Source organism: Polaromonas sp. P4_H1, from assembly GCF_056400945.1.
Window position 1 is genome coordinate 77,787 of the sequence record NZ_JBFUKG010000010.1, and the last position, 21,528, is coordinate 99,314.

Sequence of the window (21,528 nt, forward strand, 5' to 3'; positions counted from 1 at the left end):
GTTGACGGCACAATTGTCCCATGTCGCCACCCGGTGCTCCTGCCCGAAAAGCCGCCACCTCCGAGGAGATGGCCGGGGACCGGGCCGCGCCCAAAGCCCCGGTGGGAAAACCTCCGGCCAAATCTCCGGCACAAAAGGCCCTCGAAAAACTGGGCCTGCGCCGCGACATTGACCTCGCCCTGCATTTGCCGCTGCGCTATGAGGATGAAACCCGCATCGTGCAGCTGCGCGATGCGCGGGACGGCGACATGGTGCAGATCGAGGGGCAGGTCACCCACAGCGAAATCGCGTTCCGGCCGCGCCGCCAGTTGCGGGTGACGGTGGACGACGGCAGCGACACCTGCGTGCTGCGCTTCCTCAATTTCTACCCCTCGCACCAGAAGACCCTGAGCGTCGGCGCCCGGGTGCGGGTGCGCGGCGAGATCCGGGGCGGCTCCTTCGCGGGAGGTTTTGGCCGCGAGATGGTGCATCCCAGCTTCAAGCTGGCGGGCGGTGAGCTGCCGGGTGCGCTGACGCCGGTGTATCCAACGGTGGCCAGTTTGCCGCAGGCCTATCTGCGCAAGGCCGTGCTCAGCGGCCTGGCCCGCGCCGACCTGAGCGAAACCATTCCCGCCCCGTTTTTAAGTAAAAACCTGCCGCATCCCTTGCATACGCTGCGCGAGGCGCTGCAGTTTTTGCACCATCCCACGCCCGACGCGGCGCTGGCCACGCTCGAAGACCGCAGCCATCCGGCGTGGCAGCGGCTGAAGGCCGAGGAGCTGCTGGCCCAGCAGCTGTCGCAGCTGCAGGCGCGCCGCGGGCGTGCCGCCATGCGCGCCCCGGCCCTGGGCGGCCCGTCGATGCGCAATCCCGCAGCGGATGGGGCAAGCCTGCAGGGGCCGCACTGCACCCTGCACGAGCAGCTGCTGGAGCGCCTGCCCTTCCGGCTGACGCCGGCCCAGCAGCGTGTCTGCGCAGAGATAGACGCCGACCTGCAAAAAAGCATTCCCATGCACCGCCTGCTGCAGGGCGACGTGGGCTCCGGCAAGACCGTGGTGGCGGCGCTGGCAGCGGCCCGCTGCATGGATGCCGGCTGGCAATGCGCCCTGATGGCGCCCACCGAAATCCTGGCCGAGCAGCACTTTCGCAAACTGATCGGCTGGCTCGAGCCGCTGGGCATCAAGACCGCCTGGCTGACCGGCAGCCAGAAGGCCAAAGAGCGGCGCGAGACGCTGGCCATGATTGAAAGCGGCGAGGCGAACCTGGTCATCGGCACCCACGCCGTGATCCAGGACAAGGTGAAGTTCAAAAATCTGGCGTTGGCCATCATTGACGAGCAGCACCGCTTTGGCGTGGCGCAGCGGCTGGCCCTGCGCAGCAAGATGACCCTGGATGGTCAGGACAACGGGCAGGAACCCCATTTGCTGATGATGACCGCCACGCCGATTCCGCGCACGCTGGCCATGAGCTACTACGCCGACCTCGATGTCTCCACGATTGACGAGCTGCCGCCGGGGCGCACCCCCATCGTCACCAAGGTGGTCAACGATGCCCGGCGCGATGAGGTGATCGAGCGCATACGCGGCCAGCTCGCCGAAGGCCGGCAGGTGTACTGGGTGTGCCCGCTGATCGAAGAGAGCGAGTCAATCGACCTGATCAACGCCACCCAGACGCATGAAGCCCTGAGCGCGGCCTTGCCGGATGTAGGGGTGGGCTTGCTGCATTCGCGCATGCCCGTGGCCGAGAAAAAAGCCGTGATGGCCCTGTTCACCGAGGGTGTGATGGGCGTGCTGGTCAGCACCACCGTGATTGAGGTGGGCGTGGATGTGCCCAATGCCTCGCTGATGGTGATCGAGCATGCCGAGCGTTTTGGCCTCTCCCAGTTGCACCAGTTGCGTGGCCGGGTCGGGCGCGGCGCGGCGGCATCGGCCTGTGTGCTGTTGTATTCAACCGGCGACGGACCCCGGCTGGGCGAAATCGCGCGGGCGCGCCTCAAGGCCATGGTGGAGACGAATGACGGGTTTGAAATTGCGCGGCGTGATCTGGAGATTCGCGGGCCGGGGGAGTTTTTGGGGGCGCGGCAGTCGGGTGCACCGCTGCTGCGTTTTGCCGACTTGACTACGGATGCCGAACTGCTGGCCTGGGCGCGGGGGGTGGCGCCGGTGATGCTGGACCAGCATGCCGGGCTGGCGCAGCGGCATATTTTGCGGTGGTTGGGGGGGAAGGCTGAGTTTTTGAGGGCTTGAATTGACGGTTAGCGTTGGCTCAACGGATGGCCGCCGCAGGTGGCCCGTCCGCTGGAGTAGCTTGTTGGCCTAATAGAAGTCGACATACCTTGCCCAAAAAGTACCAAGATACCCAAGGATGCCTGACAGCAAAACCGACAACGCAATGCCATCGCCAGGCCAATGCCAAATGAGCGCCAACAATAGCCCAGAAAAGCAACCAACGGCGATGCGCACAAAAGGTCGGTCGGTGGTTTTGACTTCGGATTCACCATCGAACGCAATGATCGCCCCGAGCAACAAGCCAATGCACGCGATACTCGCAATGAATTGGATGGCACCGCTAAGTGAATGACCGCGACTGACGACTTGAAGCGCAGCGTAGGCCGCTCCAAGAATGGCGAATGACCCAGCGATCAGGAGACCGCCGAGTAGCTGCTTTGAAGGTGCTGTCATGAGTCCTAACGAAAAGAAGCGTTTATCTGCCGCGAGGCCAAGCTGATAGAAACCAAGAGCACCTCTTGCTGCGGATAAGCCTTGTTGGACTGAACCGCCGGCCGGGATGGCCGATGGGGGTGGAACAGGGGTTTGTCATCTTCACCTTGTCTGCCTGAGTAAATTATGACCGGGCTTTTTGAGGTCGTTTCTGGTCTGGCCGGGTTGCCCTTCATTACCAGGCCGGGACTCGCCCCGGCGGGCGACTCACTTTCTCTTGCGTCGCCAAGAGAAAGTAAGCAAAGAGAAGGCGACCCTGCTGTCTGCGACCCTACGCTTCGCTACGGGCACCTTGCGGTGCTCGGTCCAGCCGGGGTCTCGCTCAACTCGCCTGCGGCTCAGACAATCGCGAGCCCTGATCCGTCTGGCCCTCCGCTCCTCAGCGCAGACAGAAGGGGGTGGGTGCAGGTACGGGTGCGGGTTCGGGGTCAGCCCCCACCCCAACCCTCCCCCAGCGGGGGAGGGAGTGAGGCATCGGTGTGCTTTTTGTCTTTTGACTTTTTCCCTAACCCCGTCCTGGCTGGGCTGAGCAGCGCAGACGGAGGCGGGATCAGGGCCGCAGTTGTTTGAGCCGCAGGCGAGTTCTGCGGACCCCCGCAGGAGTCGAGCAGCGCAGGTTGCCCGTAGCGCAGCGAAGGGACCCAGACTGCGGGTCGCCTTTTGTTTGGTTACTTTATTTTGGCGTAGCAAAATAAAGTGACGAGCCGCCGGGCTCCCCCCGGCTTGGTAGTGAAGGGCAACCCAGCCAGACCAAAAACGACCTCAACAAACGCAATCCGCTTCCCTGAGCGAAAAGCAGGACAATAAGCCCATGACGCTGACCGAACTCAAATACATCGTCGCCGTGGCCCGGGAAAAGCATTTTGGCAAGGGCGCCGAGGCCTGCCATGTCTCGCAGCCGACGCTCAGCGTCGCCATCAAGAAGCTCGAGGAAGAGCTGCAGGTCAAGCTGTTTGAGCGCAATGCCAATGAAATTACCGTCACGCCGCTGGGCGAAGAGATTGTTCGCCAGGCGCAAAGCGTGCTGGAGCAGGCCGAGAACATCCGCGAAATTGCCAAGCGCGGCAAAGACCCGCTGGCTGGCGCCTTGCGGTTGGGGGTGATCTACACGATTGGCCCCTACCTGCTGCCCGACCTGGTGCGACAGGCGATTGCCCATACGCCGCAAATGCCGCTGATGCTGCAGGAAAACTTCACCGTCAAACTGCTGGAGGAGTTGCGCACCGGCGAGATTGACTGCGCCATCCTGGCCGAGCCGTTTCCCGACACCAACCTGGCGATTGCGCCGCTCTACGATGAGCCCTTCATGGCGGCCGTTCCCAGCGCGCACATACTAGCTGCGCGCGTCAGCGTGTCTGCCGAAGAGCTCAAGAAGGAAACCATGCTGCTGCTGGGCAACGGGCACTGCTTTCGCGACCATGTGCTGGAGGTCTGTCCGGAGTTCGCGCGCTTTTCCAGCAGCACCGACGGCATCCGCAAGAGCTTTGAAGGCTCGTCGCTGGAAACCATCAAGCACATGGTAGCTGCGGGCATGGGTATCACGCTGGTGCCGCGTCTGGGTGTGCCCAAGGAAGCGCTGATTGAGGCGCCGGTCGCCAAAAAACCCGCCAAAGGCAAGGCTGCGATGGCCGCCGCGGCCGCTGCGGCTGCCGCGCAGCCCAACTTCATCAAATACCTGCCGTTCGAAGGGCACGTGCCGAGCCGGCGCGTGGTGCTGGCCTGGCGCCGCAGTTTTACGCGCTACGAAGCAATTGCCGCGCTGCGCAATGCCATTTACGCCTGCGAGCTGCCGGGTGTCACACGACTGTCCTGATGCAAAGATGAGCCTTTCCCAACCTGGAATTTCGCAAGCGGTGCCCACCGTCGGGCGCTACGCTTTTTTCTCCATCACAGCCTCTGCGGCCGAGCAGCCGGCGGCGCTGCGCCAAAGCCTGCAGCGGCTCGCCCCGCTGGCGGATGGCCAGGCCGTGGTGGCGGCATTCGGCGCCGGACTTGTCACGGCGTTGGGTGCGGCAGTCCCGGGCCTGCGCGACTTCCCGGCGCTCTCGGGCGGTGGTATTGAGCTTCCGGTCACGCCCGTCGCGCTGTGCCTGTGGCTGCGCGGTAGCGACCGGGGCGATCTGGTGTTGCTGACGCGGCGACTTGAACAAGCGCTGGCCCCGGCACTTCACCTGGATCGCGTGATCGAGTCCTTTCGCCATGGTCAGGGTCCGACGGGCCACGGCCGGGACCTGACGGGCTACGAAGACGGCACCGAAAACCCCAAAGGCGAGGCGGCCGAGGCCGCAGCCTTCGTGCAGGGGCAGGGGGTGGGCCTCGACGGATCGAGTTTCGTCGCGGTGCAGCAATGGCTGCATGACTTTGATGCATTTGAAGCCATGAGCCCACCCGAGCAGGACGACACCATAGGCAGGCGGCGCAGCGACAACGAGGAGCTGGAGGACGCGCCCGAATCGGCCCATGTCAAGCGCACCGCACAGGAAAGCTTTCAACCCGAGGCTTTTGTGCTGCGGCGCTCCATGCCGTGGGCCTTGCATGCGCCGGGCGGCAGCAAGGCTGGTTTGGTGTTTGTGGCGTTTGGCCGCTCGTTGGATGCGTTTGAAGCACAGATGCGCCGCATGGTGGGGCTGGACGATGGCATTGTCGATGCGATGTTTCGTATCTCCAGGCCGGTCAGCGGCGCTTACCTGTGGTGTCCGCCCATGCATGCAGGCCGGCTTGATTTGCGGCAGCTCGGCTTGTGATGCTGCGCCGCAAACTGGATCTTTACCTTGCGCTGATCCGATGGAACCGTCCGGCGGGCTGGCTGCTGCTGCTCTGGCCTACGCTGTCGGCGCTGTGGGTGGCCGCGCACGGATTTCCGGGCTGGCACTTGCTGACGGTGTTCACGCTGGGCACCATCCTGATGCGCAGCGCAGGCTGCTGCGTCAATGATGTGGCGGACCGGGACTTTGACCGGCACGTCAAGCGCACGGCCCAGCGGCCGGTCACCAGCGGCGCGGTCTCGGTCAAGGAGGCGCTGTGGCTGGGCGCCGTGCTGGCCCTGCTGGCGTTTGGCCTGGTGCTGACCACCAATGCCACCACCATCGCCTGGTCGTTTGCCGCGCTGGCCGTCACACTGGTGTACCCGTTTGCCAAGCGTTATGTGTCCATGCCGCAGGCGGTGCTGGGCGTGGCTTTCAGTTTTGGCATTCCGATGGCGTTTGCCGCCGTGCAGTCCCGCGTGCCGCTGCTGGCCTGGGTGCTGCTGCTGGGCAACCTGTTCTGGGTGATTGCCTACGACACCGAGTACGCCATGGTGGACCGCGACGATGATTTGAAGATAGGCATGAAAACCTCGGCCATCACGCTGGGGCGGTTCGATGTGGCGGGGGTCATGCTCAGTTACCTGCTGTACCTGTCAGTTTGGGCTCTGGCCCTTGCCGACATTCCGCAAGCAGCCATTTATTGGATGGCCATTGGGCTGGCAGGGCTGCAGGCGCTGTGGCATGGCTGGTTGATCCGCAAACGCGAGCGCGACGACTGCTTCAAGGCGTTTCGCCTGAACCACTGGCTGGGATGCACGGTGTTTGCCGGCATTGCCTTGTCTTATCTGGTGGCTTGAGTCCGGGCTGACCGGCCTGCATTAAACCTAGAAACAGCAGTTGACCGCTCGCAAACTTCAGGAAAGCCGAATGCACATTGACTTTCCCCTCGTCGATTGGGTTCACCTTCTAGGTAACAGCGCTATGCGTCCGATTGCACCGTGCTCGACGCGCCATGCGGCGTTGCTCCGCCTTGTGGGCACAAGCCCACTGCGTTGTCACGCCTTGCCTGCCACGCCGATCACGACGCACTCGGACGCATCCAACTGCCGTTTCTAGGTTAAAAAGAAAAAGCCCGCGCGCGGCGGGCTGTTCAGGACCTTCAACTGACTTGTCCGGGTGCCCCGGACAGCCAGCTACCGTGCCGTTGGGTCAAATCGCTTTTTTGGTCGATGTGGCTTTGGCCTTGCGCTTGGCTTTGGCTTTGCTTTTTTTCTTGACGGAGGTCTTCGCCTTGGGCGGGGTCGCCTGGTCAGCGGGTGCTGCGGCCGGCGCCGTAGCGGGAGCGGCTACGGGCGCGCCGGTTTGTGCGGAGGCCTGCGTGGAGACGGCAGCCAGGGGCAGGGCCAGTACGGTGGCGCTGGCGAGGATGGACAGTAATTTTTTCATGTTGAATTCCGGATGTTAGAAAGTTTTTGTGAGCGCATCTTGCCCGGATCATGGCCCCGGTGGGGCTGAGCGGCGGTACATGCGCCGTGTTTCAACGCTTGCGGGTGTTGCAGGGTTGACGCCGGCTGTGCTTGCGCCGAAATTTCGCTTGGTGGGTTGGTCGGGTTAGATGAAGACGACGGCTTTGCCCCGAAACATCTTGTTGCCGGAAAAATAGAACGGACTAAGACTAATAGAAGGGGATCAGGTGGCGCCGAACTCGTCACCCAACTCGCCAGCGCGTTGCCGGGCGGCCTCGATGGCCTGCATGAACTGCTGCTTGATGCCAGCCTGCTCCATCGAGGTGAGCGCTGCATAGGTGGTACCGCCCTTGGAAGTGACGCGGGCGCGCAGGACTTCGGGCGGCTCGTCCGACGCGTGGGCCAGCGCCGAGGCACCGACGAAGGTTCCCACGGCCAGCTTGCGGGCCTGCGCGCCGTCGAGGCCCATGTCCATGCCTGCCTGGATCATGGCCTCGAGGAAGTAAAACACGTAGGCCGGGCCCGAGCCGGAGAGTGCGGTCACGGCGTCCAGCTGCACTTCGTCATTCAGCCACAAATACTCGCCGGTGGTCTGGATCACGCGCTCGACCGCTGCCCGGTCCGCGGCGGTGGCGGCGGGGCGGGCAAACAGCGCCGTCATGCCCTTGCCCACCAGTGCCGGCGTATTGGGCATGGAGCGCACCACGCGCTGGGTGCCCAGCCACTGCGCAATGCTGTCCGAGCGGATGCCGGCGGCCACGCTGAGGTGCAGGGCGGCCTGAGTGTGGGCGCGGGTCTGCGCTGCCGCCTCCTTGAAGGTCTGGGGCTTGACGGCCCAGACAACCAGGCCGGCGCTGCTTAGCGAAGCGCCCGGGGCGTCGCTGACCGCCACGCCAAACTGCTGCACAAGCTTGGCCCGCTGCTCGGCAAAAGGTTCCACCACCTGGATCTGCCCGGCCGGAAGGCCCTGCTTGAGCAGGCCGCCAATGACGGCGCTGGCCATGTTGCCGCCGCCGATGAAGGCGATGTGTTCGTTGCTGCCAGGGTTTTGGGTGCTCATGGATCAATCGCTCGCTAAAAATCCGCCCGGCTTTGAAACATCCGCGCGATAAGGGATTGTCGCCGAACAGCGCGGTAGCCAAGGGTGGCCAAGGGTGGCCAAGGCTATTGAAGCACCGTCTGCCTGACGGCATGCTCCCACCGGTTCATCAGTGCCGCCGCGCTGTCGGCGCCCAGGGTGGGCAAAAACGTCCGCTCTGCGCGCCACATGCCGGACAGCTCGTCCGTGCTGCGGTACACCCCGCTGGAAAGGCCGGCCAGGTAAGCCGCGCCCAGGGCGGTGGTTTCAATCACCGCCGGTCGCAGCACCGGAATGCCCAGCAGGTCGGCCTGGAACTGCATCAGCAAATCATTGGCGCAGGCCCCGCCGTCAACGCGCAGCTCGGCCAAGGGCGCAGCACCATTGCTCACCGCATCCCGGCTCATGGCCTGTAGCAGGGCGGCACTCTGGTAGGCAATGCTTTCCAGTGCGGCACGCGCAATATGGGCCACCGTCGTGCCGCGGGTCAGCCCGGTGATGGTGCCGCGGGCATCGGGTTTCCAGTAGGGGGCGCCCAGGCCGGTGAAGGCCGGCACCATCATGACGCCGCCGGAGTCGGGAACGCTTTGCGCCAGCGCCTGCACCTCGCCGCTGCCCTTGATGGCATGCAGGCCATCGCGCAGCCACTGCACCACCGCACCACCGACAAACACGCTACCTTCCATGGCAAATTCGGGGTGTGCCGTGGTTTGTGCGGCGCTGGTGGTCAGCAGGCCGTTGCGGGAGGTCTGGAATTGCGTGCCGGTGTGCATCAGCATGAAGCAGCCCGTGCCATAGGTGTTTTTGGCCATGCCTGCCTTGAAGCAGGCCTGGCCGAATAGCGCACTTTGCTGGTCGCCGGCGACGCCGCCAATCGCTATCGCGTGGCCCAGCAGTTCGGGCCGGGTTTCACCGTAGTGCGCGCTGGACGGCAGCACCTGGGGCATGAGCGAAGCGGGAATACCCAGCAGGTCCAGCAGCTCGGCATCCCACTGGTTGCTGTGCACATTGAACAGCATGGTGCGCGAGGCATTGCTCACGTCGGTGGCATGCAGCGCACCGCCCGTCAGTTGCCACATCAGCCAGCTGTCGATGGTGCCAAAGGCCAGCTCGCCGCGCTCGGCCTGCGCGCGCGCGCCGGGTACGTTGTCGAGCAGCCACTTGAGCTTGGTGCCGGAAAAATACGCATCGATGAGCAGCCCGGTTTTGGCCTGGATCAGCGCTTCCTTGCCCTGCTCGCGCAGTTGTGCGCAGGTCGCTTCGGCGCGTCGGTCCTGCCAGACGATGGCGTTATGGATGGGTTGGCCGGTCGCGCGGTGCCATACCACCGTGGTTTCGCGCTGGTTGGTGATGCCCAGGGCGCGAATGTCGCTCGCTTTCAGTCCCGCTTTGCCGAGCGCTTCGCGCGCCGTGGCCAGCTGGGTGCGCCAGATTTCCATCGGGTCATGTTCGACCCAGCCCGGCCTGGGATAGATCTGGGGCAGTTCCTGCTGGGCCAGGGCCACGATGTGGCCCAGCTCGTCAAACACAATGCTGCGGGAGCTGGAGGTGCCCTGGTCAAGGGCGAGCAGGTAAGTCATGGCGCTTCCGTGTGGAGGGGGTTGGGTGGCCGTGCCGGCTCAGGGGTGGGCTATTTCACAGCTGACGTCGGCCTCTTCCAGCAAGGCGGGAAAAGGCTCGGGCGGCGGCATATCGGTGAACAGACGGTCAATTTGCGACAGTCGGGCCAGCTCGACCATGGCCGGGCGGTTGAACTTGCTGCTGTCGGCGGCCAGCCAGATCTCGCGGGCGTGCTCAATGATGGTCTGCGCCACCTTGACCTCCCGGTAGTCAAAGTCGCGCAGGGAACCGTCGGGCTCGATGCCGGAAATGCCGATGATGGCGATGTCCACCCGGAACTGGCGCATGAAATCGACGGCAGCCTCACCCACAATGCCGCGGTCGCGCGCGCGCACCACGCCGCCGGCCACGATGACCTCGCAGTCGGGGTTGTCACACAAAATCTCCGCCACATTCAGGTTGTTGGTGATGACCCGCAGTCCCTTGTGATGCAGCAGTGCCTTGGCAACGGCCTCCGTCGTGGTGCCGATATTGAGGATCAGCGAGCAGTCGTTGGGTACGCGCTGGGCCACGGCACGGGCAATGCGCGCCTTTCCTTCTGCGCTGAGATTTTTGCGTTGCTGGTGCGCAATGTTTTCTATGGTGGAGCTGGGCACCCGCACACCGCCATGAAAGCGCGCCAGCAAACCGGCATCCGCCAGGCGCTGCACATCGCGCCGCACGGTCTGCAGGGTGACGCCCAGCTTGTCGGCGAGTTGTTCAACCGAAGCCGCGCCATGGGCGCGCACGAAGTCAAGAAGCTTGATTTGCCGGGGATTGGAGTTCACGAGGGTATGCATGACAAGAGTTTTTCACACTCTATATCGAAACAAAAGGAAAATACTAAGGGAAAACTATTAGATAAAACAATCAAAAAAGAACAACAATAGAACATATTCGAACTTTGACAAAGCCATGCAGGGAGTATCTGTGTTGTTCGCCATTTCATTTTTTCAGGGCGCGGCGCTCGTTGCCGCCGTGCCGCGCGGCCCCGTTTTGTCCAGGGTGGCGTGATGCGGCTCTGGCCCTTGATCACGCCAGTAAGAAAGTCGGCCAATCGGCAAAGGCGTGACTATGTCGGTTCGCCAGGCCCAAGTTCCACTGCTTTGAAGGATTTCACCATGAACGTTATGAAGGATTTCACTATGAAAGTTCGTGTTTCCAGGAATGGCTTGGCCGCTGTGGTGGCAGCCGTAGTTGCGTTGCCTGTGTCGGTATGCGCTGCAGACATCCGTGTAATGTGTTACCAGGATGGCAACGAGTGCGACGTCACGGCCGCACTGGCAAAACGTTTTGAGGCCCAAAACGCCGGCACCAAGGTGATTCTTGACGTCGTCCCGTTCAAGACGATTCTGGAGCAGCTACCGGTGCAGCTGGCTGCGGGGCAGGGCCCGGATATTGCGCGCCTCACCGACCTGGGTGGGCTGTCGAAGTACTACCTGGACATTAGCCCCTATGTGAAGGACCGCAAATACTGGGAAGCGAACTTCGGTGCCACCCTGCCCTGGCTGCGGCCCAGCGCCAGCGACAAGGGCATCTACGGCTTCATGTCGCAGTTGACGATGACCGGCCCGTTTGTCAACAAGACGCTGTTCGAACAAGCCAAGATTGCCATGCCCGGGCCGAAAGCGACCTGGGAAGAGTGGGTCGACGCGGCACGCAAGGTGGCCAAGGCCACGCAGACGCCGGCCGCCATGGCCTGGGACCGCTCGGGCCACCGCTTCGCAGGCCCGGCCATCAGCTATGGCGCCAAGATCTTCGACGCCAAGGGCAATCTGGTGTTGGACGACGGCTACAAGACCACTGTGCGCAAGTTCGTCGACTGGCACAAGGACGGCACCATGCTGAAGGACGCGTGGGGCGGCTCGGGCGGCTCCAGTTATGCCGATACCGTGGGTGAGTTCAAGAACGGCCGTCTGGTGATGATCCTGTCGGGTTCCTGGCAGATCAACCGCATGCAGAAGGAAATCGGCAACGCGTTCGATTGGGTCGCCGTGCCGAATCCGTGCGGCCCGGCGGCCTGCACCGGCATGCCCGGCGGTGCCGCCTGGGCTGCGCTGAAGACGACCAAGTCGCCGAAGGAAGTGGGCCAGTTCCTCGACTTCATGGCGCAAGAAGCCAACGTCGCCGAATTCGCGTCCAAGACCAACAATATCCCGGCCCATGCTGGCGTGGCCAAGAAGGGCGTGAGCTACCCGAGCGCCGGCCCCGCGGCCCAGGCCGCACTCGGCGTGTTCACCAGCGGCACCGCGAGTTTGGCGCCGCCTGCCTACGCGCTGCAGGGCTACAAGTACAACCGCGCCCTGATGCTGCCGACCGTGACCCGCGTCACGCAGGCCATTGTTGGCGAGATCAGCGTGGACGAAGCCGTCACCAAGATCAGCGCCGACATGGCAGAAGCGGTCAAGCAGGCGGGGAAGTAGGTTCACCCCCAAGTCGCGCACTGCGTGTCGCTCCTCCCCCCTTGCAGGGGGCGACACCTGCGGCCTGGCGGAGCCAGTTCCGCGGTGTCTCTGGAATAAGGCAGCGGCGCTGGCGGCGTCACGGGACAGTAGATCGGAGTCGGTATGTCAGTCTTCTCAGCCTTCTTGGGCTTTTGCTTCAACCTGTTCGAGCCGGTGTTCCGGCTTGGCCAGAAATGGCTCGGCGCCTCGCGCATCGGCTGGCTCTTTGTCGGGCCGAATCTGCTGGTGATTGGCCTGTTCACGCTCCTGCCGATCGTGATCAATCTGGCGTATGCGGTGACCGGCGGTGTGAACCTTCTGCCCACGCAGCGGCCCTTCACCGGGATGGAGAACTTCGTCACCCTGCTGGAATGCCGCGATTACACGGACCTGCAGAGCTGCCGCACGGACATCTTCTTGCGCTCGATCTTCAGCACGGTCAAGTTCAGCCTGATCCAGGTCGTGCTGATGCTGTTCTTCTCATTGGCCACGGCCCTCGTGCTGAACCGCAAGATCATCGGGCGCGGCTTCTGGCGCGGCGTGTTCTTCTACCCCGTGCTGCTGTCGCCGGTGGTGGTGGCGCTGATCTGGAAATGGCTGCTGCAAAGCCAGGGCGTGCTCAACGCCGGCCTGGTGGGCGTGGGCGCCGAGCCCATCAACTGGCTGCTGGACAGGCACTGGGCCTTTTTCTGGGTGGTGGTGGTGTCTATCTGGGCCCACATGGGTTTCTACACCCTGATCCTGCTGGCGGGCTTGCAGGCCATCCCGAAAGACGTGTATGAGGCCGCCGAGATGGATGCCGCCCCACCGTGGCGCGTGTTGTCGCGCATCACGCTGCCGCTGCTCATGCCCAACCTGATCGTGGTGCTGGTGCTGCTGATGATCCGCGCGGTGCAGATCTTCGACGAGGTGTTCGTGCTCACCGGCGGCGGCCCGGGATCGGCCACCACCTTCATCGTGCAGTACATCTACCAGACCGGTTTTGCCGAGCAGATCCACTTGTACGGTCTGGCCGCAGCCGCCTCGTTGATCCTCGCTGTCGGCCTCATGGCGCTGACGCTGGCGCAGTTGCGGCTGTCCAGGGCCGGTGAAGCCGGAAAAGCAAAGAAATAAGGACCGAGCGATGGCGAATTTCCTCACCCGTACCCGCGGCCGCAGCCGCTTGCACTGGACCGACTGGGTCTCCTACGGCTATCTTCTGCTCGGGCTGGTGGTCATGTTCGGGCCGGTGCTCTGGCTCGTCATGTCGTCCTTCAAGACCGAAAGCGCGCTGAGCCAGTTTCCCCCCAGCTTCCTGCCCTACAGCCAGAAGACGGCGGTGGTGCCAGGTCACGACCAACCCTTGCCGCTGTACCTGGTCAAGGACGAGCAGGGCAGCACGCGCGAGCTGGCTCAGGTACGCCGCATTGGCATCGTCGCCACCATGGTGGATCCGCAGCAGCCGCAAACCGAGGTCCGCGTCAACATCAATGAGCGCAAGCCGGTGAACGAACTGAGGTTCGCCGGCGGCAACTACACCGAGCTGTTCGGCAAGTTCGCCTTCGGCACCTACTTGTGGAACAGCGTGTTCATCACCGTGGTCGCCACCCTCATCACGCTGCTGATCAACTCCATGGCGGCGTTCGCCTTGTCCAAGTACCGGTTCACCGGCCAGAAGACCGTTTTCCTGGTCATCATCGCGACCTTGATGGTCCCGCCCACCATCATCCTGGTGCCGGCGTTCCTGGTGATCTCCAGCATGGGCTTGCTGAACAACCTGTGGGGCGTGATCCTGCCCGCGGTCGCCACGCCCACCGGCGTGTTCCTGCTGCGCCAGTACATGCTGACGATTCCCGACGAGCTGCTCGAGGCCGCGCGCATGGACAACGCCAGCGAATGGCGCATCTACTGGAAGATCATCCTGCCGCTGGCTGCGCCCGCCATGGCGGTGCTGGCCATCTTCTCGTTCATGTGGCGCTGGAACGACTTCCTGTGGCCACTGATCGTGCTGTCCAAGTCGGAAAACTTCACGCTGCAACTGGCACTCAACGCCTTCCAGGGCGAACTCAATACCCAATGGCACTACCTGCTGGCCATGACGGTCATCACCCTGATTCCGATCACCCTGGTTTTCACTTTCCTGCAGAAGTACATCGCCACCGGTATCGCCAGCGCCGGCGTCAAGTAAAGCCTGACATCAACACGGGACACTTTCGTGGCTACTCTCCAACTCTCCAACATCGTCAAGACCTTTGACAAGATCACGACCATCCATGGCGTGGACCTCACGGTTTCCAGCGGTGAATTCGTCGTCTTCGTCGGCCCCTCGGGCTGCGGTAAATCCACGCTGCTGCGCATCATCTCCGGGCTGGAACCCGCCACCACCGGTGAGATCCGCATCGACGGCAAGGGCGTCAATGAGGTTCCCGCTGCGCACCGGGGCTGCTCCATGGTGTTCCAGTCGTACGCGTTGTACCCGCACATGAGCGTCTACGACAACATGGCATTCGGCCTCGAAAACCTGGGCGTGGCCAAGTCGGTCATCGAGACCAAGGTCCAGGCGGCGGCCAGGATGCTGAAGCTTGAACAGCTGCTGCAGCGCAAGCCGACGCAGCTTTCTGGCGGGCAGCGCCAGCGTGTGGCCATTGGCCGATCGATCGTGCGCGAGCCCAAGCTCTTCCTGTTCGACGAGCCGCTGTCCAACCTCGATGCCGAACTGCGCGTGTCGATGCGGGCCGAGATCCGCGACCTGCACGCCCGCCTGGGTGCCACCATGATCTACGTGACGCACGACCAGGTCGAGGCCATGACCATGGCCGACAAGATCGTGGTACTGCGCGCCGGTCGCATCGAGCAGATCGGCGCGCCGCTGGAGTTGTACAACCGGCCCTGCAACGAGTTCGTGGCTGGCTTCATCGGCAGCCCGCGCATGAACTTCGTGCCGGTGATGCACCTGCCCATGGCGAAGCCGGGCACCCACACGGTGGGCATCCGACCCGAGCATGCACAGCTTTCCGACAGCGGTCCACTGAGCTTGGTCGTGTCGCAGGTCGAGCAGCTCGGCAGCACCAGCGTCCTGCGCGGCAATGTGGTGCCGGATGCGCCATTCGAGATCATCCTGAGCGGACAGACATCCATCCGGTGCGGCGACACCGTGAAGGTTTCCGTGCCGCCGGAGCACGTGCATTGCTTCGACCAGAACGGCCTGCGCTTGTAAGCCAAACCCTGCCGGCATATCCGGTCCTGGGTAAATCATTCAACAGGAGAAACCAATGAAGACATTCGGACGCGCCCGCGTCACCCAAGCGCACGAACACGGCGTCGATCTGTCGATCGAAGGCGGCGCTGGCTTCAGCATTCAGGTGCTGGAATCCGCCATGGTTCGCGTGCGCTGCAAACCAGCGTCCGGCTACCGGGAGCCGCGCACCTGGGCCATCGCGCCGCACGCCGGCGAGGACGTCGCATGGTCCGGGCGCCAGCGCGACGACACCGGCGGATTCAGTCGCCCAGGCGCACGGGTGATCGAGCAGGCCGGAGAGGTGACTCTGCGTACCAGCGCTCTCTCGGTGACGGTGAAGGAAGATCCACTGACCTTGTCGTGGCAGGACAGCCAGGGACGAGTGCTCTTCAGCGACCGTGCGACCTCGTCGTATTTCGCGAGTCAGCGCACCGGCGCCGTCCGGCACTATTTGCAGCGCGACCGCGCCGAGCGCTACTACGGGCTGGGCGACAAGACCGGGCCGCTCGACCTGCATGGCAGGCGCTTGCGCACGCTGGCGCTGGACTCTCTGGGCTACGACCCGAAAAAAGGTGATCCGCTGTACAAACACTGGCCGTTTGTGCTGACGCGTGCCCCCGGCGGCCAGTGGTGGGGCATCTATTACGACACCTTGTCGGCATGCACCTTCGACCTGGGCTGCGAACACGACAACTACCACGAGCTATTTCGCTATGTCGAAATCGATGACGGCGACCTGGACTACTACGTCATGGTGGGGGACACACCCGGCGAGGTGATCTCGCAGTTTGTGCGCCTGATCGGTGGCACCCATTTGCCGCCGCGCTGGTCGTTGGGGTTTGCCCAAACGGCGATGGGGCTGACCGATGCGAGCGACGCGCAAAAGCAACTCGATGCCTTCATCACGCGCATTGAAGCCGAGGGCATCGCGTGTTCGTCCTTCCATTACGGATCGGGCTACTCGTCGCGCGGGAAGCGCCGTTATGTGTTCACCTGGAATACCGACAAGTTCCCTGACCCGAAGTCGCTGAATGCCAGGTTCCATGAGGCCGGCATGCATGTGGTGGCCAATATCAAGCCCTGCCTGCTCGATGACCACCCCGCCTATGGCGAGGTGCGCGCGCAGGGCGGCTTTATCCACGACGCCCAAAGCGGGCAGCCCGTGGTGGAGCAATTCTGGGACGGCGTCGGTGCCCACCTCGACTTCACCCATCCCTCGGCCGTGGCCTGGTGGCAAAAGAACCTGCAGGCGCAGGTACTCGACTACGGAATCGATACCGGCTGGAACGACAACAACGAATACGCCATCATGGACGATGGCGCCATGTGCCATGGCTTTGGCGAAGCCATCCCGATGCACCGCGCACGCCCCCTGCATCCCTTGCTGATGACGCGTGCAACCTTTGAGGCGCAGGCCGCGCACCGCCCTGACGAAGAGGTCTTCACCGTCACGCGCGGCGGCTCTCCGGGGATCCAGCGCTACGCGCAAACCTGGACCGGCGACAACACCACCAGCTGGGAAACTTTGCGCTGGAACATCCGCACCGGCCTGCAAATGTCCCTGTCGGGCATGTTCAACATCGGCCATGACGTCGGCGGCTTCGCCGGCCCGACACCTGACCCTGAACTGTTTTTGCGCTGGGTGCAGGCGTGTAGCCTGAACCCGCGCATGGTGATGAACTCCTGGAAAACGGACGGCACCGTCAACGTGCCCTGGCTGCACCCGGCGGTGACGGCTGATGTGGCTGCAGCGATCCGGCTGCGTTACACCCTGATGCCGTATTTGTGGTCTCTCTTCGAGCGCGCCCATGGTCTGCACCAACCCATCATTCGCCCGACCTTTTATGATTTTCCGGACGACGCGCAATGTTTCGCCGACAGCGACGACTTCATGCTTGGTGACGCACTGCTTGTCGCTCCGGTGGTGCACGCTGGCGCCACGTCACGCAGTGTCTACCTGCCCAAAGGACCCGAGGCGTGGTTTGACTTCCACACCGGTGCACGCTTCGAGGCCGGCCAAGTGCACACGGTCGCGGCGCCGCTGTCCGCGCTGCCCTTGTTTGCCCGCTTCGGTGCGTCGATTCCGGTGGCGGCCGGCGTCGCAGGCCGTCATCGCCATGACGACCCGGTGAGCGGCGTGCGGAGTTTTTCGGGCTAGGGAAACTTTGCAACACCCACTACGGAAAATGAGGCCCATTTCAACTGAATCCACGCCGCTGCCGACGCGGCGCCATGAGCTGATCGCCCGGCTGGCCCAACCCTGTCAGTACGACATCGCCATCATCGGCGGCGGCGCCACCGGCCTGGGCGTGGCGCTTGATGCCGCGGCGCGCGGGTTCTCTGTCGTGCTGGTCGAATCGCACGACTTTGCCAAAGGCACCTCGTCGCGGGCTACCAAGCTGGTGCATGGTGGTGTGCGCTATCTGGCGCAAGGCAATATTTCATTGGTGCGCGAGGCCTTGCACGAGCGCACCACGCTGCTGGCCAATGCGCCGCACCTGGCGCAGCCCCTGGCTTTTGTCATGCCTTCCTACAAGTTCTGGGAAGCGCCTTTTTATGGCGTGGGGCTGAAGATGTACGACGCCCTGGCCGGCAAGGCCGGACTGGGGCCAACAGAGTTTTTGAGCCGAACCGAAACGCTGGGCTACCTCCCCACGGTCCAGTTGCAAGGACCCAATGGCCGCCTGCGGGGCGGCGTCAAGTACTGGGACGGCCAGTTTGACGACGCGCGCCTGGCCCTGGCGCTGGCCCGCACCGCCGCCCGCCAGGGCGCGCTGCTGGTCAATTACTGTGCCGCCACGGGGTTGATTCATGAAAACGGCAAACTGGCGGGCCTTCACGCGCAGGACCAGGAAACGGGTCGCCTTTTTGAGATCAAGGCCAAATGCGTGGTGAATGCGGCGGGTGTCTGGGTCGACCAGCTGCGCTTGCAGGACGGGCAGGCGACAGGCCGCGAAGCCCAACCCATGGTCGTACCCAGCCAGGGCGTGCACATCGTGGTGGACCGGTCGTTTTTACCGTCCGACCACGCGATGCTGATTCCCAAGACGGCTGACGGCCGGGTGCTGTTTGCCGTGCCCTGGCTGGGTAAAACCATTTTGGGGACCACCGATACGCCGCGGCATGATTTGGCCCGCGAGCCGCTGCCGTTCAAGGAAGAGGTTGATTTCATACTGCGCGAATCGGCGCGCTACCTGAGCCGCGCGCCCGGCCCGTCCGACATCAAAAGCATCTGGGTCGGCCTGCGGCCCCTGGTCAAGCCGTCTGATGACCATGCGGAGAGAACCCAGGCCCTGTCGCGGGAACACACGGTGCGGGTCAGCAACAGCGGTCTGGTCACAGTGACCGGGGGCAAGTGGACCACTTACCGGGCCATGGCTGAGGATGTGCTGGACACCTGCTTCGCCGCGGGCCTGCTCCCGGGGCGTGCGGGTACCGTGACGACCCACCTGAAGTTAGTGGGCGCTCAGGATGCCGGCCATAAGATAAGCGATGCGCCGGGCGTTCACTTGTACGGAAGTGAAGCCGCAGCCGTGCAGAGCCTGCCGGGCGCCGACCATGAACTGGGAGGGGGGCTGACGGAAGCCATGGTGCGGTTTGCTGCCCGTTACGAGTACGCGCGTTGCGTGGAAGACGTGCTGGCTCGTCGCTCCCGCCTGCTGTTCCTGGACGCGGCCCAGGCCCGGTCGCTGGCGCCCGGGGTGGCGGCACTGCTTCTGCAGGAAAACGGGGTCGATCCGCAGCTGGAGGCATTTCAGGCGCTTTGTGGCCAGTACCTCAGCTTGCCAGCCGGAACGAGTTGAACGACTGAACGGCCCGAAACCGCCACGGAGGGCTTCGGTGATCCGGTCACCACTAACGCCACCATCCCCATCACCGCAACTCAACCATGAAGCCAGCAATGAAGCGAATTTTGCTACTCTTTTGGTAGCTGCTTATCCCGGTGAATATTAGGCTAAGGCCCGATTTGCCCGTAAATATCGTCACTGGCCTTGCGCGGGCCCGGGCGTAGCGGACGCTTCCCCGAATATGCCACCCGGTTGGTCTGCCGGCCCCAGCGGGCGTCTCTGGCTGTAATTGTGGGGTTATTTTCACAAGAGGCAGTTGACAGTGCTTTGGGATTCGGCCATAATCGTGGGCTTCGCTGTGAAAAAGGCGAAGAATTCTGCCCAGCGGAAGCATTGCAAGTGGTTTGTGATGTGGACGACGGGCCCAAGACTGACTGGGCTGTGGCTTGCGGGATCCGAGGATTTTGCAATGCGGCTTTCTGGTGCAAGTTGGGACTAAATTTAAATGATTCAAACGCAATCCAAACTCGATGTTGCTGACAACACGGGTGCTAAATCCGTGATGTGCATCAAGGTGCTGGGCGGATCCAAGCGCCGGTACGCCAGCGTTGGTGATGTCATCAAGGTGAGCATCAAAGAAGCCGCTCCCCGTGGCCGCGTCAAAAAAGGCGAGGTTTACAGTGCTGTGGTCGTTCGCACCGCCAAGGGCATCCGCCGCGGCGATGGTTCGCTCGTCAAATTCGATGGCAACGCGGCAGTGTTGCTTAACGCCAAGCTGGAGCCTATCGGCACCCGCATCTTCGGACCAGTGACGCGCGAGTTGCGCACTGAGAAGTTCATGAAGATCGTGTCTCTGGCTCCTGAAGTTCTGTAAGGACGCCCCATGAACAAGATTCGCAAAGGCGACGAAGTCATCGTGATCGCAGGTCGCGATAAAGGCAAGCGCGGCACGGTTTCGCTGCGCAAAGACGACAGCCACGTGCTGGTGGATGGGGTCAACCTGGTGAAAAAACACACCAAGCCCAACCCGCTCAAGGGCGCCACCGGCGGCATCGTCGAGAAAAGCATGCCGATTCACCAGTCCAATGTGGCCATTTTCAATGCTGCAACGGGCAAGGCGGATCGGGTTGGCATCAAGTTGTTGGCAGACGGCAAAAAAGTGCGCGTCTTCAAGTCCAGCGGCGACGAAATTAAGGCTGCATAAACATGGCACGCTTGCAAGATCAATACCGCGAAAAAATCGCGCCCAGCCTGATTGAGAAATTCGGCTACACCTCGCCCATGCAGGTTCCGCGCATCACCAAGATCACGCTCAACATGGGTGTGAGCGAGGCTGTTGCAGACAAGAAGGTCATGGACAACGCTGTGAGCGACATGGCCAAGATTGCCGGCCAGAAGCCTGTTGTGACCAAGGCCAAAAAGGCTATCGCCGGTTTCAAGATCCGCGAAGACCTGCCCATTGGTTGCATGGTGACGCTGCGCGGCGTGCAGATGTATGAGTTCCTCGATCGTTTCGTGACCGTGGCCCTGCCGCGTGTTCGTGACTTTCGCGGTATTTCCGGTCGCGCCTTTGATGGCCGCGGAAATTACAACATCGGCGTGAAAGAGCAGATCATTTTCCCTGAAATTGAGTACGACAAGGTCGACGCCCTGCGCGGTCTCAATATCAGCATCACCACAACGGCCAAGACCGATGAAGAGTGCAAGGCACTTCTCACCGCCTTCCGTTTTCCGTTCAAGAACTGAGGCGGGACATGGCAAAACAAGCTTTACTGCAACGTGAACTGAAGCGCGAAAAACTCGCGGCCAAGTTCGCCAAGAAATACGCTGAACTCAAGGCGACGTCCAACGACGCCAAGCGCTCCGATGAAGAGCGTCAGCTGGCTCGCCTCGAGCTGCAAAAGTTGCCCCGCAACGCCAACCCGACTCGCCAGCGTAACCGCTGCGAAATCACGGGTCGCCCGCGCGGTACGTTCCGTCAATTCGGCCTGGCTCGCGCCAAGATCCGTGAATTGGCTTTTGCTGGTGATATCCCTGGTATCACCAAGGCAAGCTGGTAAGCAATAGGAGAACCGCAAATGAGTATGAGTGATCCTATCGCCGACATGCTGACGCGCATCCGGAATGCACAAATGGTTGAAAAAGCCGTTGTGCTGGTGCCGTCGTCAAAAGTCAAGGTTGCCATCGCGCAGGTGTTGAAAGACGAGGGCTATATCGATGGCTTCTCCGTCAAGACCGACGAAGGCAAATCCCAACTGGAAATCGCCCTGAAGTATTACGCAGGCCGCCCCGTGATTGAGCGCATTGAGCGCGTCAGCCGCCCGGGCCTGCGTGTCTACAAAGGTCATGGCGCCATTCCCCAGGTCATGAACGGCCTTGGTGTGGCAATTGTCACGACGCCCCAGGGCGTTATGACGGATCGCAAGGCGCGCGCTACCGGCATCGGTGGTGAAGTGCTGTGCTACGTGGCCTAACGGCGGCATTGAGGAG

At 62.8% G+C, this 21,528-nt stretch carries 20 protein-coding genes; 15 read left to right on the forward strand and 5 right to left on the reverse strand.

Annotated features, from left to right (window positions below; all coding sequences use genetic code 11):
- The first annotated feature begins 20 nt into the window (after positions 1-20).
- Entirely contained in the window at positions 21-2,225 is a 2,205-nt protein-coding gene (gene recG / locus AC1DS5_RS14275; RefSeq protein ID WP_477718919.1) for an ATP-dependent DNA helicase RecG, read from the forward strand.
- Between the two features lie 69 nt (positions 2,226-2,294).
- Here the strand turns inward: recG and AC1DS5_RS14280 are convergent, their stop codons facing one another.
- On the reverse strand, positions 2,295-2,660 hold the full coding sequence (locus AC1DS5_RS14280) for a hypothetical protein (RefSeq protein ID WP_477718920.1): 366 nt from the start codon (positions 2,658-2,660) through the stop codon (positions 2,295-2,297).
- 850 nt (positions 2,661-3,510) lie between these two features.
- On the opposite strand from AC1DS5_RS14280, the gene AC1DS5_RS14285 reads away from it, so the two are divergent.
- The 3 genes from AC1DS5_RS14285 to ubiA are packed head-to-tail and all read left to right on the forward strand — an operon-like array spanning position 3,511 to position 6,303.
- Positions 3,511-4,512 (forward strand): LysR substrate-binding domain-containing protein, encoded by a 1,002-nt coding sequence (locus AC1DS5_RS14285; RefSeq protein WP_477718921.1) that lies wholly within the window; start codon positions 3,511-3,513, stop codon positions 4,510-4,512.
- A gap of 7 nt (positions 4,513-4,519) precedes the next feature.
- The gene (locus AC1DS5_RS14290) at positions 4,520-5,443 is read left to right on the forward strand and encodes a Dyp-type peroxidase (protein ID WP_477718922.1); all 924 of its coding nucleotides are present in this window, start codon (positions 4,520-4,522) and stop codon (positions 5,441-5,443) included.
- Complete coding sequence (gene ubiA / locus AC1DS5_RS14295) at positions 5,443-6,303, forward strand: 4-hydroxybenzoate octaprenyltransferase (protein ID WP_477718923.1); 861 nt, start codon at positions 5,443-5,445, stop codon at positions 6,301-6,303. The genes AC1DS5_RS14290 and ubiA overlap by 1 nt, the downstream gene beginning before the upstream one ends.
- A 352-nt stretch (positions 6,304-6,655) precedes the next feature.
- Here ubiA and AC1DS5_RS14300 read toward each other — a convergent pair whose 3' ends face one another.
- The 4 genes from AC1DS5_RS14300 to AC1DS5_RS14315 all read right to left on the reverse strand — a co-directional run bounded on the left by AC1DS5_RS14300 (position 6,656) and on the right by AC1DS5_RS14315 (position 10,377).
- Entirely contained in the window at positions 6,656-6,892 is a 237-nt protein-coding gene (locus tag AC1DS5_RS14300) for a protein tyrosine phosphatase (protein ID WP_477718924.1), read from the reverse strand.
- 243 nt (positions 6,893-7,135) lie between these two features.
- Positions 7,136-7,972: a pyrroline-5-carboxylate reductase gene (gene proC / locus AC1DS5_RS14305; protein WP_477718925.1), complete on the reverse strand. Its 837-nt coding sequence runs from the start codon at positions 7,970-7,972 to the stop codon at positions 7,136-7,138.
- A gap of 104 nt (positions 7,973-8,076) precedes the next feature.
- Positions 8,077-9,570 (reverse strand): glycerol kinase GlpK, encoded by a 1,494-nt coding sequence (gene glpK, locus AC1DS5_RS14310; RefSeq protein ID WP_477718926.1) that lies wholly within the window; start codon positions 9,568-9,570, stop codon positions 8,077-8,079.
- 39 nt (positions 9,571-9,609) lie between these two features.
- Positions 9,610-10,377, reverse strand: a complete 768-nt coding sequence (locus tag AC1DS5_RS14315) for a DeoR/GlpR family DNA-binding transcription regulator (protein WP_477719049.1) — start codon at positions 10,375-10,377, stop codon at positions 9,610-9,612.
- Positions 10,378-10,734: 357 nt separating this feature from the next.
- Between AC1DS5_RS14315 and AC1DS5_RS14320 the strand changes: the two genes are divergently transcribed.
- From AC1DS5_RS14320 to rpsH, 11 genes are all read left to right on the forward strand, one after another.
- Entirely contained in the window at positions 10,735-12,012 is a 1,278-nt protein-coding gene (locus AC1DS5_RS14320; protein WP_477718927.1) for an ABC transporter substrate-binding protein, read from the forward strand.
- A gap of 144 nt (positions 12,013-12,156) precedes the next feature.
- The gene (locus AC1DS5_RS14325; protein WP_477718928.1) at positions 12,157-13,146 is read left to right on the forward strand and encodes a carbohydrate ABC transporter permease; all 990 of its coding nucleotides are present in this window, start codon (positions 12,157-12,159) and stop codon (positions 13,144-13,146) included.
- Between the two features lie 10 nt (positions 13,147-13,156).
- Positions 13,157-14,200 (forward strand): carbohydrate ABC transporter permease, encoded by a 1,044-nt coding sequence (locus tag AC1DS5_RS14330; protein ID WP_477718929.1) that lies wholly within the window; start codon positions 13,157-13,159, stop codon positions 14,198-14,200.
- Positions 14,201-14,227: 27 nt separating this feature from the next.
- Entirely contained in the window at positions 14,228-15,229 is a 1,002-nt protein-coding gene (locus AC1DS5_RS14335; RefSeq protein ID WP_477718930.1) for an ABC transporter ATP-binding protein, read from the forward strand.
- A 55-nt stretch (positions 15,230-15,284) separates the two neighbouring features.
- A complete protein-coding gene (locus AC1DS5_RS14340) occupies positions 15,285-17,408 on the forward strand; it encodes a TIM-barrel domain-containing protein (RefSeq protein ID WP_477718931.1) in 2,124 nt (707 codons plus the stop codon).
- A 28-nt stretch (positions 17,409-17,436) separates the two neighbouring features.
- Entirely contained in the window at positions 17,437-19,053 is a 1,617-nt protein-coding gene (locus AC1DS5_RS14345; protein WP_477718932.1) for a glycerol-3-phosphate dehydrogenase/oxidase, read from the forward strand.
- A 490-nt stretch (positions 19,054-19,543) separates the two neighbouring features.
- Positions 19,544-19,912 carry a 50S ribosomal protein L14 gene (gene rplN, locus AC1DS5_RS14350; protein ID WP_007869247.1) on the forward strand — a complete coding sequence of 123 codons (369 nt, stop codon included), beginning with the start codon at positions 19,544-19,546 and terminating at the stop codon, positions 19,910-19,912.
- A gap of 9 nt (positions 19,913-19,921) precedes the next feature.
- Positions 19,922-20,242: a 50S ribosomal protein L24 gene (gene rplX / locus AC1DS5_RS14355; RefSeq protein WP_477718933.1), complete on the forward strand. Its 321-nt coding sequence runs from the start codon at positions 19,922-19,924 to the stop codon at positions 20,240-20,242.
- Between the two features lie 2 nt (positions 20,243-20,244).
- On the forward strand, positions 20,245-20,784 hold the full coding sequence (gene rplE / locus AC1DS5_RS14360) for a 50S ribosomal protein L5 (RefSeq protein WP_477718934.1): 540 nt from the start codon (positions 20,245-20,247) through the stop codon (positions 20,782-20,784).
- An 8-nt stretch (positions 20,785-20,792) separates the two neighbouring features.
- Entirely contained in the window at positions 20,793-21,098 is a 306-nt protein-coding gene (gene rpsN, locus AC1DS5_RS14365) for a 30S ribosomal protein S14 (protein WP_293405188.1), read from the forward strand.
- Positions 21,099-21,116: 18 nt separating this feature from the next.
- A complete protein-coding gene (gene rpsH / locus AC1DS5_RS14370) occupies positions 21,117-21,512 on the forward strand; it encodes a 30S ribosomal protein S8 (protein WP_122954342.1) in 396 nt (131 codons plus the stop codon).
- The last annotated feature ends 16 nt before the right edge of the window (positions 21,513-21,528 follow it).